Here is an 18,103-nt window from a genome sequence, read left to right as displayed (position 1 = left end):
GCGATTCATGATGAACGAGACAATGACGACAGAAATTACGGGTTACTACCAGAGCGTGATGCAGCCGATCCCCGGCGAGCATCCATGCGGGGAAAGCCTGGAATACGACCCTGCATTTATCATGCTGCTGGGTAAACTCCAGCCCAAGCTGGGCGCGGAATACGGCACGTTTTTCGAAGCGGCGGAACCGGTCAACTGGTCGGAAGTTGAACGGGAATGTTTATCGCTGCTGCAAAAAAGTAAAGACGTGCGCCTGATCATCATCCTGATGCGTTGCCGTATCCGCCAGAAAGGCCTCGTGGCGCTGAGCGAAGGTCTGGAAGCGCTGCGGGAATTACTGCGCCGGTGGCCCGACGACCTCCATCCGCAAACCATGGACGAAGGCGAATTCGAACCGTTCATGCGCGCCAATGCGTTCGCCGAGCTGGAAGATACCAACGGCCTGCTGGCCGATTTGCGTAACCAGCCGCTGCCTAAGGCCGCCGGGCTGCAAATCTCCATTAAAGATTTTGAAAAAGCTCACGTCATCCCGCGTGAAGAAGGCGCGCTGGCGGACACCACCGTCGCCGCCCTGATCCACGACTGGCATACCAACGCGGCGCAGGAAATCGCCGTGCTGACACGCGCCCGGCGCTATCTGCTCGACATCAAAAAAATACTGGATGAGTCGCTCGCCTTCGAGGCCCCGTTGCTTGGCCTGATTGACGGCATACTGCGCCTCTTCTCCAACGAATTCGCCGACACCTCGGAAGCGGAAGAAGCAGCCGTGCCGGCCGAACAAGCCTATACCGATGACGCGGACTATGCGGAGCCGGTCGAAGAGACGGAAGCCCCCGGGGCGGAGCATGGCGACGATGACGTCGCCGAAGAGGCCGCCGCCGCACCCTCTATTCCCCGCCCCGCCAAACAACAAGCGCGACGCGGTATTGAAAACCGGACGGATGCACTGCGCCGTCTGCAGGAAGTACGCAGCTGGTTTGCGATGACCGAACCCAGCAGCCCCGTAGTGTTGATGCTGAAATATGCAGAGGAGAGCATCGGTAAGAATTTTGCCGATTTGCTGAAAATGTACCCCCCTGAAATCATCACCATGCTGGATGGGGAAAAGAGCGAAAAGGAGTAAGAGATGATAAGGAATCTGATTGTTCTGGCTCTCGGCGCCATAGCGATCCCTGAAGCGGCGGCTCTCTGTCTGTTAGAGTCTGGCGCGCTGCGGGATCAAGCCATCGGCAGCCAGATTATCCGGGTTGCCGCTGACGCCCCGGCCGATGCATCAAACCCCATTGCATCCTATGACAGCGATGCGCTGGGCGTTCAGCTCGAATACGGCTGCGACAACGGGACGCCTTACGGTAAATCCACCGTAGGACTGAACGGCCAAAATCCGGCTACGTATATTTATGAAACCAATGTTCCGGGCATCGGCGTCAAGCTGCTGTGGAATAACGGCCTGGGCGCTACGGGGAACTTCCCTTCCGTTACCACCGTTAAGCTACCGACCAACCGCGGCATCATGAAAATCGCCGCCGGTTCCTACTTCCGGGCGCAGTTTTTCAAGCTGACCGACAATCTGGTGCTCAGCAATAAGGCCGGCGATCTCGTGCTGCCTTCCGCGCTGCGCGCCTTTAACTACTTCAACACCGATGCCGTGGGTGAAGCCTATGCGCGTTTGAATATCGGCAACATCACCATCATCAGCACGCCGGTATGTACCGTTGATCAATCCAAGGTTATCGACTTCACTCAGGTTACGGCCGGCGCCTTAAAAAGCGGCGTCGAAAAACCGCTTAACTTCTTCGTGAACTGCCGGACCGATTATGGCACTTATTCCGCCAAGGCCATGATGACCGCCGCAGACGCATCCGCGGACTCCACCTACATCAAGGTTACCGACGCAAGCGGCAATAAGGATCGTCTCGGCATCCGGATCACCGACGGAAAAACCCAGACGATCAGGATGAACGACAGCACCAGCAGCGAGCAGTTGTATAACGTCGCCAGCGGCAGCAACGCGCAATATCAGTGGAAGGCCACGCTGTTTTCCACCAGCACCGAAGCGCCGCAGCCCGGCCCGTTCAATGCCAAGGCGGAAATTGTCTTCAACATTGATTAGCGCCCTGGGCCGGAAAGAAACAGATAACAAGGAAAAATCCAAGGGAATGTATGGATAACAGATCGGGTATTTTTATCAGCGTGGCCAGTTACCGTGATCCGGAATTGATCCCCACGCTAAAAAATATGGCGGAAAGCGCGTCCGATCCGCAGCGACTGCACATTGCCGTTTGCTGGCAGGATGACGAAGATCTCTCGGTCTTCACGGACGCGGGTTTCACCCATACACAAACTACGCACACCGATGGGCGGGCGACCTCGTTTTATCACTACAACGGGGCGCGGATAGACGTTATCAGCGTTCACTATTACGCCAGTCAGGGCGCCTGCTGGGCGCGCCACCTGGCGGAAACCCTGTACGACGGGGAAGACTATTTTCTGCAAATCGACTCGCACTGTCGCTTTGCCGAAGATTGGGATCGGGAACTCATCGCGATGTGGCGGCAGCTTCTTACGCAAAGCGATAAACCAATCCTCAGCGCCTACCCGCCGCCGTATACGCCCGGCGAGGAAGAAAACCGCCAGTTCTACGTCAGCCGTATGCTGTTTCGCGAGTTCGTCGCGGACGGTTTTCCGATGCTGACCTCCGCGCCGATAAAAGAAGACGCGCCGTTGCGCGGCAGCTACCTGGCCGGCGGGTTTATTTTCGCTGCGGCCTCATTCCTGCAAGACGTGCCCAACGATCCGCAGATCTTCTTTTCCGGCGAAGAGATCGCCATGGCGGTGCGCGCCTTCACCCACGGCTACGACATTTATCACCCCCATAAGCCGCTGGTGTGGCACTACTACCAACGTAAGGAGTGCAACAAGGTATGGGGCGATCATAACAACGACGCGAAAAAAGAAGGCGCCATCGAACAGGCCTGGTGGGAGCGCGACAAGATTTCCAAAACGCGGGTCCGCACGGTTCTGGGCATAGAGGAAACACCGGCCGATCTGGGACGCTACGCTTGCGGTACGCAGCGCAGCATCAGGCAGTTCGAATACCGGGCCGGAATTTGCCTCGCGGCAAAAACGGTGCTGCCGGAGGTCGTCGGGCCGGCTCATGTCTGCTACTTCGCTACTCCGCCGGAAGATGAGGCTGCGTGGCTGAATAAGCAGATTACCTACAACAAGAAAATGCTGAAGATCGGCAAGACGGACTTTGACGATACCGCACCCGATCTCGATCACCTGCATATCGGCATTTACGGTTCGCAGAATGCGCTGCTGTATAAAAAAACGGTCACGCTGGAAGAAATTAAAAAACTGCGCGCCGCCAACGAAGGAAACGGCGAGTTCTCCGTTGATATCGAATTTCATACAGCGCCGCAGGTTCGCCCCGTCAGCGTACGTTTGTGCCCCTGGCTGAACGATTCCGGATGGGGAAGCGTAACGGAGAAGGCGTGGTGAAAAGTACCAAAATATTTAACCGAATCATCAGCATTGATACATTACTGACCTTTGACGGCGTGATCCCGTCTCTGGCTGAATTCCACCTGAAGCTCACCACGCTGATTGAACAGTTCGGCAATGAGCTGGTTGCCGAAGACAAACCGTTTGATGAGTGCGAAGGGCTGTGCAAAATCATCTGCGGCTACTTCGATCGGCATATCAACGCACGCTACGGCGATAGCCAGGCTTTCGGCCAGCGCTATTCGTTAATGCACTATTTTTACGGCTATACCGGCAAAGAAGATTCGCCCGAGCAACAGCTTGAGCAGTTGATGGACACCCGGAGCGAAACGATTTTCGCCTATGCCTATAAGCTGCTTTCCCTGCTGATTCGCCTGGACGGCAAGAGCGCCGAACTGGCCGAACTGCAAACCACCTACGGCGAGCGCTATTATCAGTGGCGCCCGGCCGGGGAACGCGCCGACGTCATCGCCGCCGCTCAGGAACCTGAGCCGGATGAGGAAGACGCCGCGCCGCAGCCCGCCGTAAAACCGCAGCTGGTGGTATTTATCATCGGTCCGTTCGCCACCAGGTGGTTTAAACAAAACGACGGCTCTTCCGAAGTTCACGGCGGCAACGGCACGCTGTGGCTTTTGGCGTCCGACGCCAAAACGCTGGAAAAACGCCTGGAGAGCGTGCGCGGAAACGATCCTGGCATCACGGTCATGGCCTATTTCCCGATTATTCCCGAAGGGTTTGAAAACGTATCAATCCTGATGGGACAAATCGCCGACTGGCAGCATTCGCTGTCGGCCATCGCCCTGCCGCAACGCATTCCCTGCATGGTGGCCTTTTATGCGCGCCTCAGCCAGGAGCGCTTCTCCCACGATCAGGACCGCGCGGTATGGACCGGCCAGTTCAGCACCCGTGATGAGCCGCGGGAAAAACTCGAGCGGACGCTGGAGTCCCTGATCGCCGGGCTGGCCGCACGCGATCATGGCCGGGATTTTTACGTCACCCAGCGCCATGCGTTAGCCAGCACGCTTTTCGCCTGGCTGACGGAAAACAAGGTCACTTCGCTATTGCAGAAGCTGTTTGACGCTACGCCGCTGAGCTTCGCCGGCGTCGCCTTGTCAGACTACAGCAACGGCTTTGTCCGCCACGGCGCCTGGTCCGCCTGGCTGGGAGAGAAATACGGCATTCTGCCGGGATTAGCCTCATCGATTCCGCTGCCGCCGTTGCCGGTGGTTTATCAATATCCCCCGGAAGAGGAGGAGACGGCAGAAACCGCGGCTGCGCCGGTTCATCACGACGAAGCGAAGCCGGCGCGCAGAATATGGCCCTGCATCCTCGCCGCTGCCGTCGCAGCAGCTATTGCCGCAGCAGCTTACCTTTATGTCAACCGGACGGAAGTTCGTTATCCGGAATTTACGACGCCGGGCATCATCCAGCACTGGGATGTTAATGCCAAAGATCTTCAAAGCGCTGACGGCACGGCCGAAGGAAACCCAAACCTCGCGGAAGAGGCGCAGCCTTCGTACGACTTTATTTTGTCCAGCGTAACTCCGTTATTTGAACACGGCAGCATCACGTTAATTCCCGGCAGTGAAAAAGCCCTTGAGGAAATACTGCCGGTAATTATCAATCACCCCGAAACTGACATTTTGATTATCGGTCATTCCGACAACACCGGCTCGGCGGAGATCAATCTCAAGCTCTCCACGCAGCGGGCCTTGGTTGTCCGGGATTGGCTCATGGCGCAAAGCGGACTGCCTCTGGACCGTTTCAAAGCCGAAGGCGCCGGCAGTTCCCGGCCGATAGCCAGCAATGACACAGAACAAGGGCGAAGCCAAAACCGCCGTGTTGAAATTATTCCGTTATCCAAGGAAAGAGCAGACCAATAACAACAGAGAGACTATTTGCTATGAACAATAAACAAATTAATTTCCCCATTTATGAGGGGCACTTTATGACCGTCGCCCCTGTGGTGGATCAGTCTATTAATATTCTCCGCTTCCGCGATGAAGAACAAAACCCGTATAACATCCTGATCAACCGCGTAACGCTGCTGGAAGGAAAAACACCGGAAGAGTTTTGCGACGATCAGGTGGAGCGGATGCAGCGCTTCGTGCCCGGTTTCTCAGAAGAAGGTAAACGCCTGACGCACGAAATCGGGCCGGCAAAATTACCGCTTATCCAGATGGCGAACAAATATCTGGAAGACGGAAAATGGGTTAAGCAGGTTATCTCCGTTATCACGCTGCCCTACCATCCGCGCATTAACCCGGCCAAGCGTAACCTGATTATCTTCACGCTGGCGGTGGACGAAGACTTCACGGAGTCGCAAAGAAAGCATTACGTTAAAATAATCAACAGCTTTGTTCCCTTTGAGGATGAGGCGGCGGTAAAAGCCAACGGATAATGACAAGAAAATACACAGCAAAATAACCTTATAAAAATGGCCCGGCGCAATGGGCCATAACACGCTTTCTTTCCGGCCATTTTTTTATGCTTTCCTTATGGGGCCGTTTGAAAGGGGATAGGGGGGGCCTCTCCCCCCTAGCTCATTTTTATAATAATAACCGCAGACATCATGGTTGCAGCCAGCTCAGATTTTAAGGAATGAAAAAATCGGACAACATGGAGATATTGTCATGGATCATTTAGAGACGAGTAATAATCTGCTGTTTGATAAACTCAGCGAAAATCATATTCTGGTGAGTTGCCACCAGTTCAGCATCGTCGTTAATACCGTCGAGTGGGAACTGCGCCAGTATGCGGGCGAACATAACAGCAAGGGAAACGAACAGGCTTCACTGGTTTATCGTCCCAACCGCTATACCGCAATCCAGATTGCTATCAATGACGTCGGGCGCGTGGGACGGTTTCTGGGGATACCCGTTATTCTGGATGAAGATGGGGGTTAATGAATGTGGTGAACAACCGTATGTGTTCGTGACAATGGTGGCCACCAAACAGGTTCCTCTCACACAGAAAGGGAAACGTGATGTTGCTGCCATTCAGCAACAATGATAATCGGTCGCAAACACTCTGCCGCCCTGCTTTTCCGTGCAGAAAACAGGCAGAATTACCTGATTCCCAATAGAAAAAACATTACTAAAAATAGCAGTGAGAAACGAGAAGCTTTTTAATACCAAACCAATAGCGGGTAAACCATGCATAAGAGGAAAGTGCAATGCGTAAAATAATTGCCCCCCGCTACCAGCAGATAATGAAGGCAAAGAGAGCTACGATCGTCACATCATCCATTATTTATAGCCCTCCGCTGATTTGACATCCAGAATCATACAGACCGCCGCAACACCCCATAGCCCACCATCACTCCCCTGTACGCTGTAACCCAGCGCCTGCCCTATACAGCGATAGGCATCGCGAGAGTAACCTGTTGTTTCTGTAAGAAATAAATCCCCCTTTTCATAAGCATCAGATAACGGCAAGCGTACCCGGCATATAAAGCAAAAAGCCACCTGCAAACAGATGGCTTTGATAACCTCTTAACCGGGCGTACTAAAAATAACGCCCCGTTCAGCCCACGCACATCAAGCGAGCGGCGGCGTACGCGGCGGCACCAGGCGCTTGCTGCCGGTGGCCTCATAGGCAGCCGCAAAGCGCAGCAGGTTGTTGTCGTCATAGGCTCGGCCCGCGAAGGTCAGGCCCACCGGCATGCCGATGTCGGCCATCACGCCCATCGGTACGGTCACGGTCGGCACCCCCAGGTGACGAATGGCGAGATTGCCGTTCGCAACCCAGATACCGTTGCTCCAGGCGATATCAGCCGAAACCGGGTTGACGTCCGCATCCGCCGGGCCAACGTCGGCCACGGTGGGGAATAATACGGCGTCGAGCTTGAGCGCGTCCATCCAGTCTTCCAGATCCAGCTTGCGGGTTTTCTCCAGGCCGCGCAGACCGTCCGGCACGGAGGCAATCTGGTCGTACGGTTTGATGCCGCGCTTGGCCATATTGACATACTCGTCCATGCCGGCGGCCAGGTCGCCCTCCCGGTTCGGCAACGTGCCCGGATCGTGCGGGAAAATCAGCGGCCCGTTGGCGTCGGCCAGTTTGTTCAGTTTCGGGTCGCCGTTGGCACGCAGGAAGTCATCGAAGGCCCAGCCAGACAGTTCCCACAACTCATCATTGAGGTACTCCGGCGAGACTATACCGCGGTTGAACACGGTCGGCGCGCCGGGGCGGTCGCCCTCACAGTTGGAAACCAGCGGGAAATCCACTTCGATCACTTCGGCGCCGGCCGCTTCCAGCGCCTTGCGCGCGGCTTCCCAGAGGTCAATGACCGAAGCACGGGTGTTGATGCGCTGGCCGGTCGGGCCACCGATGCCGGGGTTTTCGCTGGTGCCGGCCAGTTCATCCTTATTGATGAACATCCGTGGTACGCCAAGGCGCTTGCCCTTGAACGTGTCGGCCTGAACGGCGAGGTCCGGGTAGGACGCCGGGCGTACCGTCGACGCCTTGGGAATCTTCACCCAGGGTTGCAGACGCCACAGGTCGCCACGTGTGTCCGGATCGTCCGCGACCACAACGTCAAGCACTTCGAGCAGGTCTCTCATGGTTCGGGCGTACGGCACCACCACGTCCATGGTCGGCGTCAACGGCCAGTTGCCGCGCACGGAAATCACGCCGCGCGACGGGGTGTAGGCGCACAGGCCGTTATTCGAAGCCGGGCCGCGACCGCTCGACCACGTTTCTTCAGCCAGCCCGAAGGCGCAGAAGCTAGCAGCGGTGGCGGTGCCTGCCCCGTTGGAGGAACCCGAGGCGAACGGCGCGGTGAGGTAGTTGGCGTTGTACGGGCTCTCGGCACGGCCATAGACGCCGCGCTGCATCCCGCCATTCGCCATCGGCGGCATGTTGGTCTTGCCCAGGCAGATAGCGCCGGCGGCGCGCAGGCGCTCAACGGCGAACGCATCGCGATAGGCGATCAGATCCTTAAAGGCCGGGCTGCCGGCAGCGGCGGTGAGCCCCTTCACCAGATAGCTGTCTTTGGCGGTATAGGGAATGCCGTCCAGCGGGCCAAGCGTTTCACCACGGGCACGACGTGCGTCGGAAGCTTCGGCTTCCCTGAGCGCGTCAGGATTGCGCACCACGACCGCATTCAGCCGGGTCTGCGTGTCAGGGCCGTCATAGGCATCGATACGGGCGAGATAGGACTTAACCAGTTCAACCGACGTAGTGCGACCGGATTCGAGCGCGTCACGCAGCTCGGCAATAGAAACCTCGGTAACTTCGATCATGCTGCCACCTCCTGCCGGGAGATAAAGGGTTGATTGTCTCCACCACGCGGGACGGATGCATCGTAATTTTTATTGTTTCTGATATTAGCCTGTAAATCCCAACGACAGGCTAATCGTATTGCAGCAATAGCGCCATTTCTGGTCATTATGGTCTCCTTGGTTGGTACTTTTCACGTTTATTTATTCAGGTAATGGGTTTACTGTCTGATTTATAGGTTCACCGCGTATGAATTTGTTATTGCACCGCATGGCTGAGTTTTAAGTGCGCTTTCTCAGCCCGGCGGATAATAATGTCACCCACCGTCAGTACAATAATGACGCCGGCCAGGATCGGGCCACTGTGATTCCAGTCGATCATGCCTTTGGGAATATCCGGGAAAATAAACAGCATGGCGCACATGAAAATGAATGCCATACACAACAGTGAGCAACTGATAGCGACGGGCATTCCCCCCGGAACTTTAAATGGACGGGGCGTTGATTTATCAGAAATCCGTAATTTAATAAACGAGGCGAAGAACAACAGATAACTGATGATGATACAGGCGCTGGAGAAAGAGAATATTGACCAGAACATATTGGCGTTATCGCCCTGAGCAAACCAGGCATAAACCAATGTAATTACGGTCGATACGATACCGAGAATACGGTTGGCCCAATAAGGCGTGTTATTTTTGGGGTGCCAGCGACCGATGAACGCGGGGAGCTCCCCTTCCCTTGCCGCTTCCGCGGCTGCACGGCTGGGAGCCATGGCCCAGGTCACCTGGTTCCCCACAATAGAAAGCATAAAGAAGACACAGACCAGAATAATTAACGGGCTACCTTCGCCAAGCAACGGACCAAGCGCATCAACAATACCGGAAACCAGGTTCAGGTTTTCCAGCGGAATCGCCATCAGAATCCCCATGGAGCCAAACACATAAAGGAAAGCGATAGCCAGTGAGGCGAGAAGAATCGCCCGCGGCATATCCCTTACCGGGTTGCGCAGCTCTTTCCCCATACAGGCAACCAGTTCAAGCCCGACCAGGTTATAAACGATAACAGCCAGAAATCCGATGCCTGATGAAGCGGAAGGAAGCATTGTCTCAAACGAAAACTCGTTCGCGGGGCCATGCACAAACAGATGGTAAAAACCGGCGATGCCGAGGATCATAATAACCGTAATTTTAAAAATAGCGCCGGATACTGTCAGCCAGATACCAACACTGGTTTTAAAGTTAATAAAGGCAATGGTTAACCAACTCATCACCAAAACAATCCCCACCTGCCCCATCAGGGATAATTCCGGCATAAAAACACGGGCGAACATCCCTGCGAAAAGAATATATCCCGCGGGCATCCACAAACCACCGGCTAACCAGTATAAATAAACAGCCCGGGTAGACATCCGCGCGCCAAATGCCCGGCGGATCCAGTCATAAATACCCCCTTCCGCCGGGTAAGCTGTGCCAAGCTCTGAAGTGATCAGGGAGTAAGGTACAATAAAGAATATTAATGTTATCCCCCACCAAAACAAACCACTGGGGCCTATTGATGCTGAAGCGGTAAGCGTTTCAAGGACAATCACCGCGCACATACAAAACAGTGCGATTTGTGATATTCCCATCTTTCCCTTATTGATTTGAGAGTCCATAACGGGCTTCCTGTAATAATTGACGGTTTATGATTTTCCCGGTACACCATTGGTGTGCCATTAATGCATTGTCGTTTATCCTCTTGAACACTACGGTTTATTTAGCAAAGCTTGTGCCATAATTTTTTTGAACTTAACTTATTGAATTAATTAACAACAAATGAAATAGCGCATGACTAAAAATCATCGATGTGCTTAAATTTAAGCATGGCGCCAGATTTTCATCGAACAGAAGGAAAAGAAAATGGACGTTGAAATTGATCCTGAATTACAGGCGGCAATTAAAATATTTGGTCATTTCTTCGATGTTCTTGGGCAACCTTTTTCTGTTTTAAATACCGCAGGGCAACATATTTATTACAATCAGGAAAACGCGGATCTGGACGAATGTCAGCGTAAAGACGTCTTGGGCAAACATATGCTGAATGTTTTCCCTTCCATTCGCGCCGAAGATAATGAAATGCTCAAGGCATTGAAGTATGGAGAGGAATCAATCAATCATCAGAAAAGCTATTTCACACCCAGCGGTAAACTGATTGATTACCAACACACCACGGTTCCCCTTTTCAATTCCGCGGGCGAGGTCATGGGAGTCATCGAGTCAGGCCAGGATCTTTCCCGTTTCCGTAAATTACAGCGTCATTTGTCCGTATTGAATGAAAAGTTATTTAGTAAGGAGAAAGGCGAGCAGCCCGAAATCATTCATAATTCAGATGCAATGCAGCAGGTGCTCGATCGCGCCGCCCGACTGGCGGCGAGTAATGTACCGGTTATGGTGATTGGTGAAACAGGGACCGGGAAAGAATTACTGGCCAATTTCGTTCACAATCACAGCCCCCGTCGCCATAAGCCCTTTATTGCGCTTAACTGCGGCGCATTGCCCGTAACCTTAATCGAAAGTACGCTTTTTGGTACGGTGAAAGGAGGGTTTACCGGTGCAGAAAATACCCGTGGCTACCTCGAACTGGCCAATGGCGGAACCTTATTTCTGGATGAGCTGAATGCGCTGCCCATCGATGTTCAGGGGAAGATTCTGCGTTTTCTTCAGGAAAAAACGTTCTGGAAAGTCGGGGGGAGTAAAGAGCTGAAGGCGGATATCCGCATTATCGTTGCAATGAACGAATCCCCTTATGAAATGATCAGGCAGAAGAGATTACGTAACGATCTGTTCTACCGGCTGGAAATCGGTATGGTTGTGATCCCTCCCCTCAGGGACAGAAAAGATGAAATCATTCCGCTGGCGCGCCACTTTATGGTCAAACACCAGGCCAGCAGCAACATGCAGGTATATCCTTTCCCGGCATCGGTTGAACAGCAATTACTGGAGTATGACTGGCCGGGCAACGTAAGGATGCTGGAGAACGTCATTATACGGAGTCTGATTCTGCAGAAAAAACCAGGTCCATTGAATGAACTCATTTTTAACAATGAAACCGACATCATCCCTCATTTTTCTGCCGAAACCCAACCGCAAAGCCAGCCCCAAAAAGAAACCGGTCGTGAAAGTTCATTCAGCCAGGGAGCTACGTTAACCGATAAACTTGAAGAATATGAACACCAGCTTTTAATCGAAGCGTTGAAGGCGTCACAAGGCTGTGTGGCGAAAGCGGCAAGGGCGTTAGGCGTTTCCCGCGGGGCGTTGCAGTACAAAGTGAAAAAACACAACATCATGTTCAACCTGGAGGAAAAACGGGACTGATAGGTAAAACTGATAGGTAAAAGCGATAAGTCCGTCTGTTTATGACGTATTCAGGCGCTGCCGGGTCATCGGTGCCGATACAGCGCCGGCGCATCCTGCCGCTATGATTTATTCAGCCTTTCCGGAACTCGCCTTCCGGTGACGGTCCCGGTTCATACCAGATTCATCCCGCCGGACGGCTGTGCCGGATCCGCCACATAGCCCTCCATACTGAATAGCCATAACCAATGAATTAAGTGCGATCGCCCGGCGCCGCAGGTGTAAATTTCCGCTGCGCCGGAAACAGGAGTGCTATCATAAAGCCACCTCTGGCAGGTCATTGCCTGGAGCAGAATTCTAAGAGGAACTCTCCCTATCCACCTGCTCAGGCGGCATTATTTCGAGGTCAGTTTCATGAGCAAAGGTACAACGGGCAGCGATGCCCCTTTCGGCACGCTGTTAGGGTACGCCCCCGGCGGCGTGGCAATTTATTCATCGAATTACAGCAGTTTAGATCCCCAAAACTATCCCGATGACGCCTCTTTTTACAGCTACATCGGCAACGAATACATGGGGCACAAATGGCAGTGCGTTGAGTTCGCCCGCCGCTTTCTCTTCCTCACCTACGGTTATGTTTTCACCGACGTGGGCATGGCCTACGAGATATTTTCGCTGCGCTTCCTGCGCGAGGTCGTCAACGACAACATTCATCCTTTGCATGCTTTCGCCAACGGTTCCCGGCAGCCTCCGCTCGTCGGTTCGCTGCTGATCTGGCAGAAAGGCGGCGAGTTTAAGGACACCGGCCACGTCGCGGTGATCACGCAACTGGCGGGCAACAAGGTTCGCATCGCAGAGCAAAACGTCATCCACCAACCGTTGCCGCAGGGGCAGCAGTGGACGCGCGAACTTAACCTGGTAGTCAGCGACGGAAACTACACGATCGAAGATACCTTTGACGACACGACGATTCTCGGCTGGATGAATCAGCACGGGGATACGCGCTACAGCCTGCCGCAGCCCGTCCTGCCGGAAAAAGCGATGGCGATCCACGGCGCGCGCCTGGAGGACAAAGGGCAATTCGACGGGAAATGGCTTAATGAGCAGGATCCGTTGCAACTCGCCTACGTACGCGCCAACGGCCACGTCATCAATCAGGACCCGTGCCAGTATTTCACCATCTCGAAAAGCGCCGAGCAGGAGCTGATCAAAGCGACCAACGAGCTGCATCTGATGTACCTGCACGCCACCGATAAGGTCATGAAGGACGACAACCTGCTGGCGCTGTTCGACATCCCCAAAATCCTCTGGCCCCGTCTGCGGCTTTCATGGCAGCGCCGGCGTCACCATATGATCACCGGCCGCATGGATTTTTGTATGGACGAACGGGGGCTGAAGGTCTACGAATACAATGCCGACTCGGCCTCCTGCCATACGGAAGGCGGCATCATCCTTGAGCAGTGGGCCAAACAGGGCTACACCGGCACGGGCCACAACCCGGCGGAAGACTTGCTCAGCGAACTGGCCGATGCCTGGAAACACAGCCGCGCCCGTCCGTTCGTGCATATCATGCAGGACAAGGATCTGGAGGAGAACTATCACGCGCTGTTTATGCAGCGCGCGCTGACGCAGGCCGGGTTTGAAAGCAAAATCCTTTACGGCCTGGATGAGCTGCGCTGGGACGCCACCGGGCAACTGATCGATGCCGACGGGCGGTTAGTCAACTGCGTATGGAAAACCTGGGCCTGGGAGACGGCCATTGAGCAGGTTCGCGAAGTCAGTGAAACGGAATACGCCGCCGTCCCGATCCGCACCGGGCATCCGGAGAACGAGGTGCGCCTGATCGACGTTCTGCTGCGCCCGGAAGTGATGGTCTTCGAACCGCTGTGGACGGTAGTCCCCGGCAACAAAGCTATTCTCCCGGTATTGTGGTCGCTGTTCCCGCATCACCGGTATTTGCTGGACACCGACTTCAGCGTCAACGACGAACTGTCGAAAACCGGTTATGCTGTCAAGCCCATTTCGGGCCGCTGCGGCAGTAATATCGATCTCATCAGCCACCACGACGAGCTGCTGGACAAAACCAGCGGCAATTTCTCCGACCGCAAAAATATCTACCAGCAGCTGTGGTGCTTGCCAAACGTAAGCGGGAAATACATCCAGGTTTGCACTTTCACCGTCGGCGGCAGCTACGGCGGCACCTGCCTGCGCGGCGATGAATCGTTGGTGATAAAGAAAGAGAGTGATATTGAGCCGTTGATCGTCGTAAAGGATAAAGACTTTATGCAGTAACCGCTCAGGCAGCGCGCCGCAGGACGGCGGTGCGCTGCCAACATTTCCCCCTCGTCGCCCAGCCTGAACCCATCCGTTTTAAATCCGTATAAATCTATTTTAATAAACTTATTCCCAGCAGCGTTTGTACCTGATAAAAAATACGACTATGGTGTAATTAACCGACACAGCAACAGGGCGACACTAACGCAAATTTATTGACATCGCATTTATCTATAGAGCCGAAAAAAGATGACTGCAATATAAATGAAATATATTGCCGTCACTCTTCAGTTTATTCATTAACCACACGCACGTTATAAGTCCAAAAATTTACGTTAGCACCATAATTCATAATTATATGGAGCGAAACAGATATGAGCAGAAATCAACTATTCCGTCAGGAAGCGGTTGAATACGCTAAAGCAAAATGGTTGGGAAAGGCACTGCTGATTTCCGGGTACTCATCACGCAGCGTAGCCGCGCTGTCGCTGATGTTTTTTATTCTGTTGCTGGCTATTATTATCTTCGGAAATTATACCCGCAGAATTAATGTCAATGGCGAAGTGCTCTCTCAACCGCATCCCATAACCGTTTTTTCTCCGCAACAAGGATTCATTATTAAAAAATGGGTTAACGCCGGCGACAGCGTAGCCAAAGGACAACCGCTTTATCAAATAGACGTCAGCCGGACCACCAGCTCCGGAAACGTCAGTGCGACCGCGCTGAAAGCAATAAATAATCAGCTGACGCAAATTGACGGAATTATTATTAAGCTTCAGGAGAATAAAGCCGTCACGTTGGATAATCTCCGGCGTCAGCTGGAAAAATACCGCGCCAATCATCAGAAATCGCAGACTCTGGTTGCGAATGCCGCTACGGGCATGGAAGAGATGCGCAATACCATGACCAACTACACCGACTACCAACGGAAGGGATTGATCAACAAAGACCAGCTTAATAATCAGCGCTACCTCTATTACCAGCAGCAAAGCATCTACCAAAGCCTGAATACCCAGGTTATTCAGGAAGGGTTGCAGATGGCGACGCTGGAAAGCGAGCTCTCTACACGCTCGGCCGACTTCGATAACCAGATCTCGCAGTACCTCTACCAGCGCAGCGACCTGCAGCGCCAGCTGGCGGAGGCCGACGCCGGCGGAATGTTGTATATCAACGCCCCCAGCAGCGGCAAGATCGAGAACATGAGCGTCACCCAGGGGCAGATGGTCAAAGCCAACGACAGCCTGGCCCAGCTCACGCCCGCCGGCGAGCACAACTATATGCTGCTGCTCTGGCTGCCGAACAGCAGCCTGCCCTACGTACACGCCGGTGACAGCGTCAACATCCGTTACGAAGCGTTCCCGTTTGAGAAGTTCGGTCAGTTTCCCGGTCGGATCGCGTCAATCTCCAACGTTCCGGCTTCGCCCCAGGAGATGGCGCTCTACAACAACATTCCGCAAACCGCCTCCGGCGGCATCAGCGAGCCTTATTACAAGGTGATGGTCACGCTGAAAAACGACAGTTTCCGCTATCAGGGAGGGCCGCTGACGCTCTCTAACGGCCTGAAGGCACAGGTCACGCTGTTCCTCGAAAAACGTCCGCTGTACCAGTGGATGTTCTCTCCTTTCTACGACATCAGAAAAAGCGTGATGGGGCCTATTGATGAATCAAACGCACTTTAATGAAATCAGAAACCGCCTGAACTTCGGCTTCCGGCGCAAGGTGCCGCAGGTAATCCAGACCGAAGCCTCGGAGTGCGGCCTGGCAAGCCTGACGATGGTATGCCGTTACCACGGCATGGATATCGATCTGTTTAACCTGCGCCAGCGCTTCGGCATTTCCTCCCATGGCGCGACGCTGGGGCTGCTGGTAAACATCGCAGCGCAGTTGCGTATGAAAACCCGCGCGCTGTCGCTGTCGCTCGATGAGCTGCGCCAGCTGAAAACGCCCTGCATTTTGCACTGGGATATGAGCCACTTTGTGGTGCTGGTCGCGGTGAGGCGTTCCAGCTTTATCATTCACGATCCGGCCTTTGGCCGGCGCACGATCGGCCTGGGCGAGATGTCGCAACACTTCACCGGCGTCGCCCTCGAACTGTGGCCCGACAGCGAATTTTCCCGCGTGAAGCAACGCACGAACCTGAGCTTCACGAAGCTGATGCGTAACGTCACCGGCCTGCCGGGATTCCTCATCAAGATCTTCTGTTTCTCGCTGGTGATCGAAGCCATCAACCTGCTGACGCCGATCGGCACCCAGTTGGTCATGGACCACGTCATCTTTGCAAAAGATCACGATCTGCTGGCGCTCATCTGCATCGGGCTGTTGTCCTTTATCCTTTTCCGCACCTTCATCAGCATGCTGCGCGCCTGGACCTCGCTGGTGATGGGCGCATTAATCGACGTGCAGTGGAAGGCCGGGCTGTTCGATCATCTGCTCAGGCTTCCCCTCGCCTATTTCGAAAAGCGCCGGCTGGGCGATATTCAGGCACGCTTCGGCTCGCTCGACACCATTCGCACCACGCTGACCACCAACATCGTCAACGGCATCATCGACAGCCTGATGTCGATCGGCCTGCTGATAATGATGATGCTCTACGGGGGCTGGCTGATGTGGGTGGTGGTCGGGTTCACCACGCTGTATATGATTCTGCGCCTCGCCACCTACAACCGTTACCGCGAGGCGACGGAGGAGCAGATCGTCAAAGGCGCCAAGGCCAACTCGCACTTTATGGAAACGCTGTACGGCATCAGCACGCTCAAGGCGCTGGGGCTTTCCGCCACGCGCTCGCAGTTCTGGCTGAACCTGAACATCGACACCACCAACGCCGGGATCCGCCTCACCAAGCTGGATATGCTGTTCAGCGGGGTAAACGCCCTGATCAGCACCGTGGATCAGATCGTGATCCTGTGGCTGGGCGCGTCGATGGTGATCGACGGAAATATGACGCTGGGGATGTTCGTCGCCTTCAATGCCTATCGCGGCCAGTTTTCCGAGCGCGCCGCCAACCTGATCAACATGGCGCTTCAACTGCGGATGCTGGCACTGCACAGCGATCGCGTGGCCGACATCGTCTTCACCGATGCGGAGCAGCAGTTGCCGGCCCGGCAGTTAATATTGCCGAACCAGGGCGTCGCCTTCGAAGCCCGCGACGTGGCGTTTCGCTATGACAACCTCTCCAAACCGATTTTCGCCGGCCTGAACATCTCCGTTGCCGCAGGCGAAAGCGTGGCGATCACCGGCCCTTCCGGCATCGGTAAAACGACGCTGATGAAGGTGATGTCAGGGTTGCTGACCCCTTCACAGGGCAGCGTGCTGATCGACGGCCTGGACATCACCACGGTGGGCCTGAACAACTACCGCAGCTGCATCGCCTGCGTGTTGCAGGATGACAAGCTGTTCGCCGGCTCTATCGCGGACAATATCGCCTGCTTTGACGTGCAGAAAGATGAGGAACGCATTATCGCCTGCGCGGAGCACAGCAATATCCATGCGGAGATCATGCAGATGCCGATGGGCTATGAAACCCTGATCAGCGAACTGGGCGGGAGCCTTTCCGGCGGTCAGAAACAGCGCATGCTGATTGCTAGGGCGCTGTACCGTCAGCCCAGCATTCTGTTTTTGGATGAAGCGACCAGCCATCTGGATCTGGAGAACGAGGCGCACATCAATAACGCCATCTCCGCCTTACAGATCACCCGCATTTTTATCGCACACCGCCCTTCAACAATTGCCAGCGCAGATCGCATTATTCAACTGGGAGAATAAAAAAGTGCC

Annotated in this window: 12 protein-coding genes; 10 read left to right on the top strand and 2 right to left on the bottom strand. The window is 54.4% G+C overall.

The window, feature by feature from the left end:
• Positions 1-10 precede the first annotated feature (10 nt).
• From C8D90_RS07345 to C8D90_RS07320, 6 genes are all read left to right on the top strand, one after another.
• Positions 11-1,123 carry a type VI secretion system protein TssA gene (locus C8D90_RS07345; RefSeq protein ID WP_115457815.1) on the top strand — a complete coding sequence of 371 codons (1,113 nt, stop codon included), beginning with the start codon at positions 11-13 and terminating at the stop codon, positions 1,121-1,123.
• Between the two features lie 3 nt (positions 1,124-1,126).
• Positions 1,127-2,113: a fimbrial protein gene (locus tag C8D90_RS07340; protein ID WP_115457767.1), complete on the top strand. Its 987-nt coding sequence runs from the start codon at positions 1,127-1,129 to the stop codon at positions 2,111-2,113.
• Positions 2,114-2,163: 50 nt separating this feature from the next.
• A complete protein-coding gene (locus C8D90_RS07335; protein WP_115457766.1) occupies positions 2,164-3,504 on the top strand; it encodes a GlcNAc-transferase family protein in 1,341 nt (446 codons plus the stop codon).
• On the top strand, positions 3,474-5,390 hold the full coding sequence (locus tag C8D90_RS07330; RefSeq protein ID WP_115457765.1) for an OmpA family protein: 1,917 nt from the start codon (positions 3,474-3,476) through the stop codon (positions 5,388-5,390). The genes C8D90_RS07335 and C8D90_RS07330 overlap by 31 nt, the downstream gene beginning before the upstream one ends.
• A gap of 20 nt (positions 5,391-5,410) precedes the next feature.
• A complete protein-coding gene (locus tag C8D90_RS07325; protein WP_115457764.1) occupies positions 5,411-5,908 on the top strand; it encodes a DcrB-related protein in 498 nt (165 codons plus the stop codon).
• 232 nt (positions 5,909-6,140) lie between these two features.
• Positions 6,141-6,413 (top strand): hypothetical protein, encoded by a 273-nt coding sequence (locus C8D90_RS07320; protein ID WP_115457763.1) that lies wholly within the window; start codon positions 6,141-6,143, stop codon positions 6,411-6,413.
• Positions 6,414-7,046: 633 nt separating this feature from the next.
• Here the strand turns inward: C8D90_RS07320 and C8D90_RS07315 are convergent.
• Together C8D90_RS07315 and C8D90_RS07310 are read right to left on the bottom strand one after the other, a co-directional pair.
• Positions 7,047-8,750, bottom strand: coding sequence for an amidase (locus C8D90_RS07315; protein WP_115457762.1), 1,704 nt, complete (start codon positions 8,748-8,750; stop codon positions 7,047-7,049).
• A gap of 235 nt (positions 8,751-8,985) precedes the next feature.
• On the bottom strand, positions 8,986-10,383 hold the full coding sequence (locus tag C8D90_RS07310) for an APC family permease (RefSeq protein WP_115457761.1): 1,398 nt from the start codon (positions 10,381-10,383) through the stop codon (positions 8,986-8,988).
• Positions 10,384-10,627: 244 nt separating this feature from the next.
• Here C8D90_RS07310 and C8D90_RS07305 point away from each other — a divergent pair, with 244 nt between their 5' ends.
• The 4 genes from C8D90_RS07305 to C8D90_RS07290 all read left to right on the top strand — a co-directional run bounded on the left by C8D90_RS07305 (position 10,628) and on the right by C8D90_RS07290 (position 18,094).
• Positions 10,628-12,082 (top strand): sigma-54 interaction domain-containing protein, encoded by a 1,455-nt coding sequence (locus C8D90_RS07305; protein WP_115457760.1) that lies wholly within the window; start codon positions 10,628-10,630, stop codon positions 12,080-12,082.
• 393 nt (positions 12,083-12,475) lie between these two features.
• Positions 12,476-14,350 carry a bifunctional glutathionylspermidine amidase/synthase gene (gene gss, locus C8D90_RS07300; protein WP_115457759.1) on the top strand — a complete coding sequence of 625 codons (1,875 nt, stop codon included), beginning with the start codon at positions 12,476-12,478 and terminating at the stop codon, positions 14,348-14,350.
• Between the two features lie 356 nt (positions 14,351-14,706).
• Positions 14,707-16,011, top strand: coding sequence for an HlyD family secretion protein (locus tag C8D90_RS07295; protein ID WP_115457758.1), 1,305 nt, complete (start codon positions 14,707-14,709; stop codon positions 16,009-16,011).
• Positions 15,992-18,094 (top strand): peptidase domain-containing ABC transporter, encoded by a 2,103-nt coding sequence (locus C8D90_RS07290; RefSeq protein WP_115457757.1) that lies wholly within the window; start codon positions 15,992-15,994, stop codon positions 18,092-18,094. Before C8D90_RS07295 ends, C8D90_RS07290 begins: the two co-directional genes overlap by 20 nt.
• Positions 18,095-18,103: the final 9 nt, after the last annotated feature.

The sequence above is a fragment of the Enterobacillus tribolii genome, from assembly GCF_003363015.1.
In the GTDB taxonomy this organism is placed as follows: Bacteria; Pseudomonadota; Gammaproteobacteria; order Enterobacterales; family Enterobacteriaceae; genus Enterobacillus; species Enterobacillus tribolii.
The sequence above is the reverse complement of the archived record's forward strand: the minus strand, read 5'-3'. Positions and strand labels throughout refer to the sequence as shown.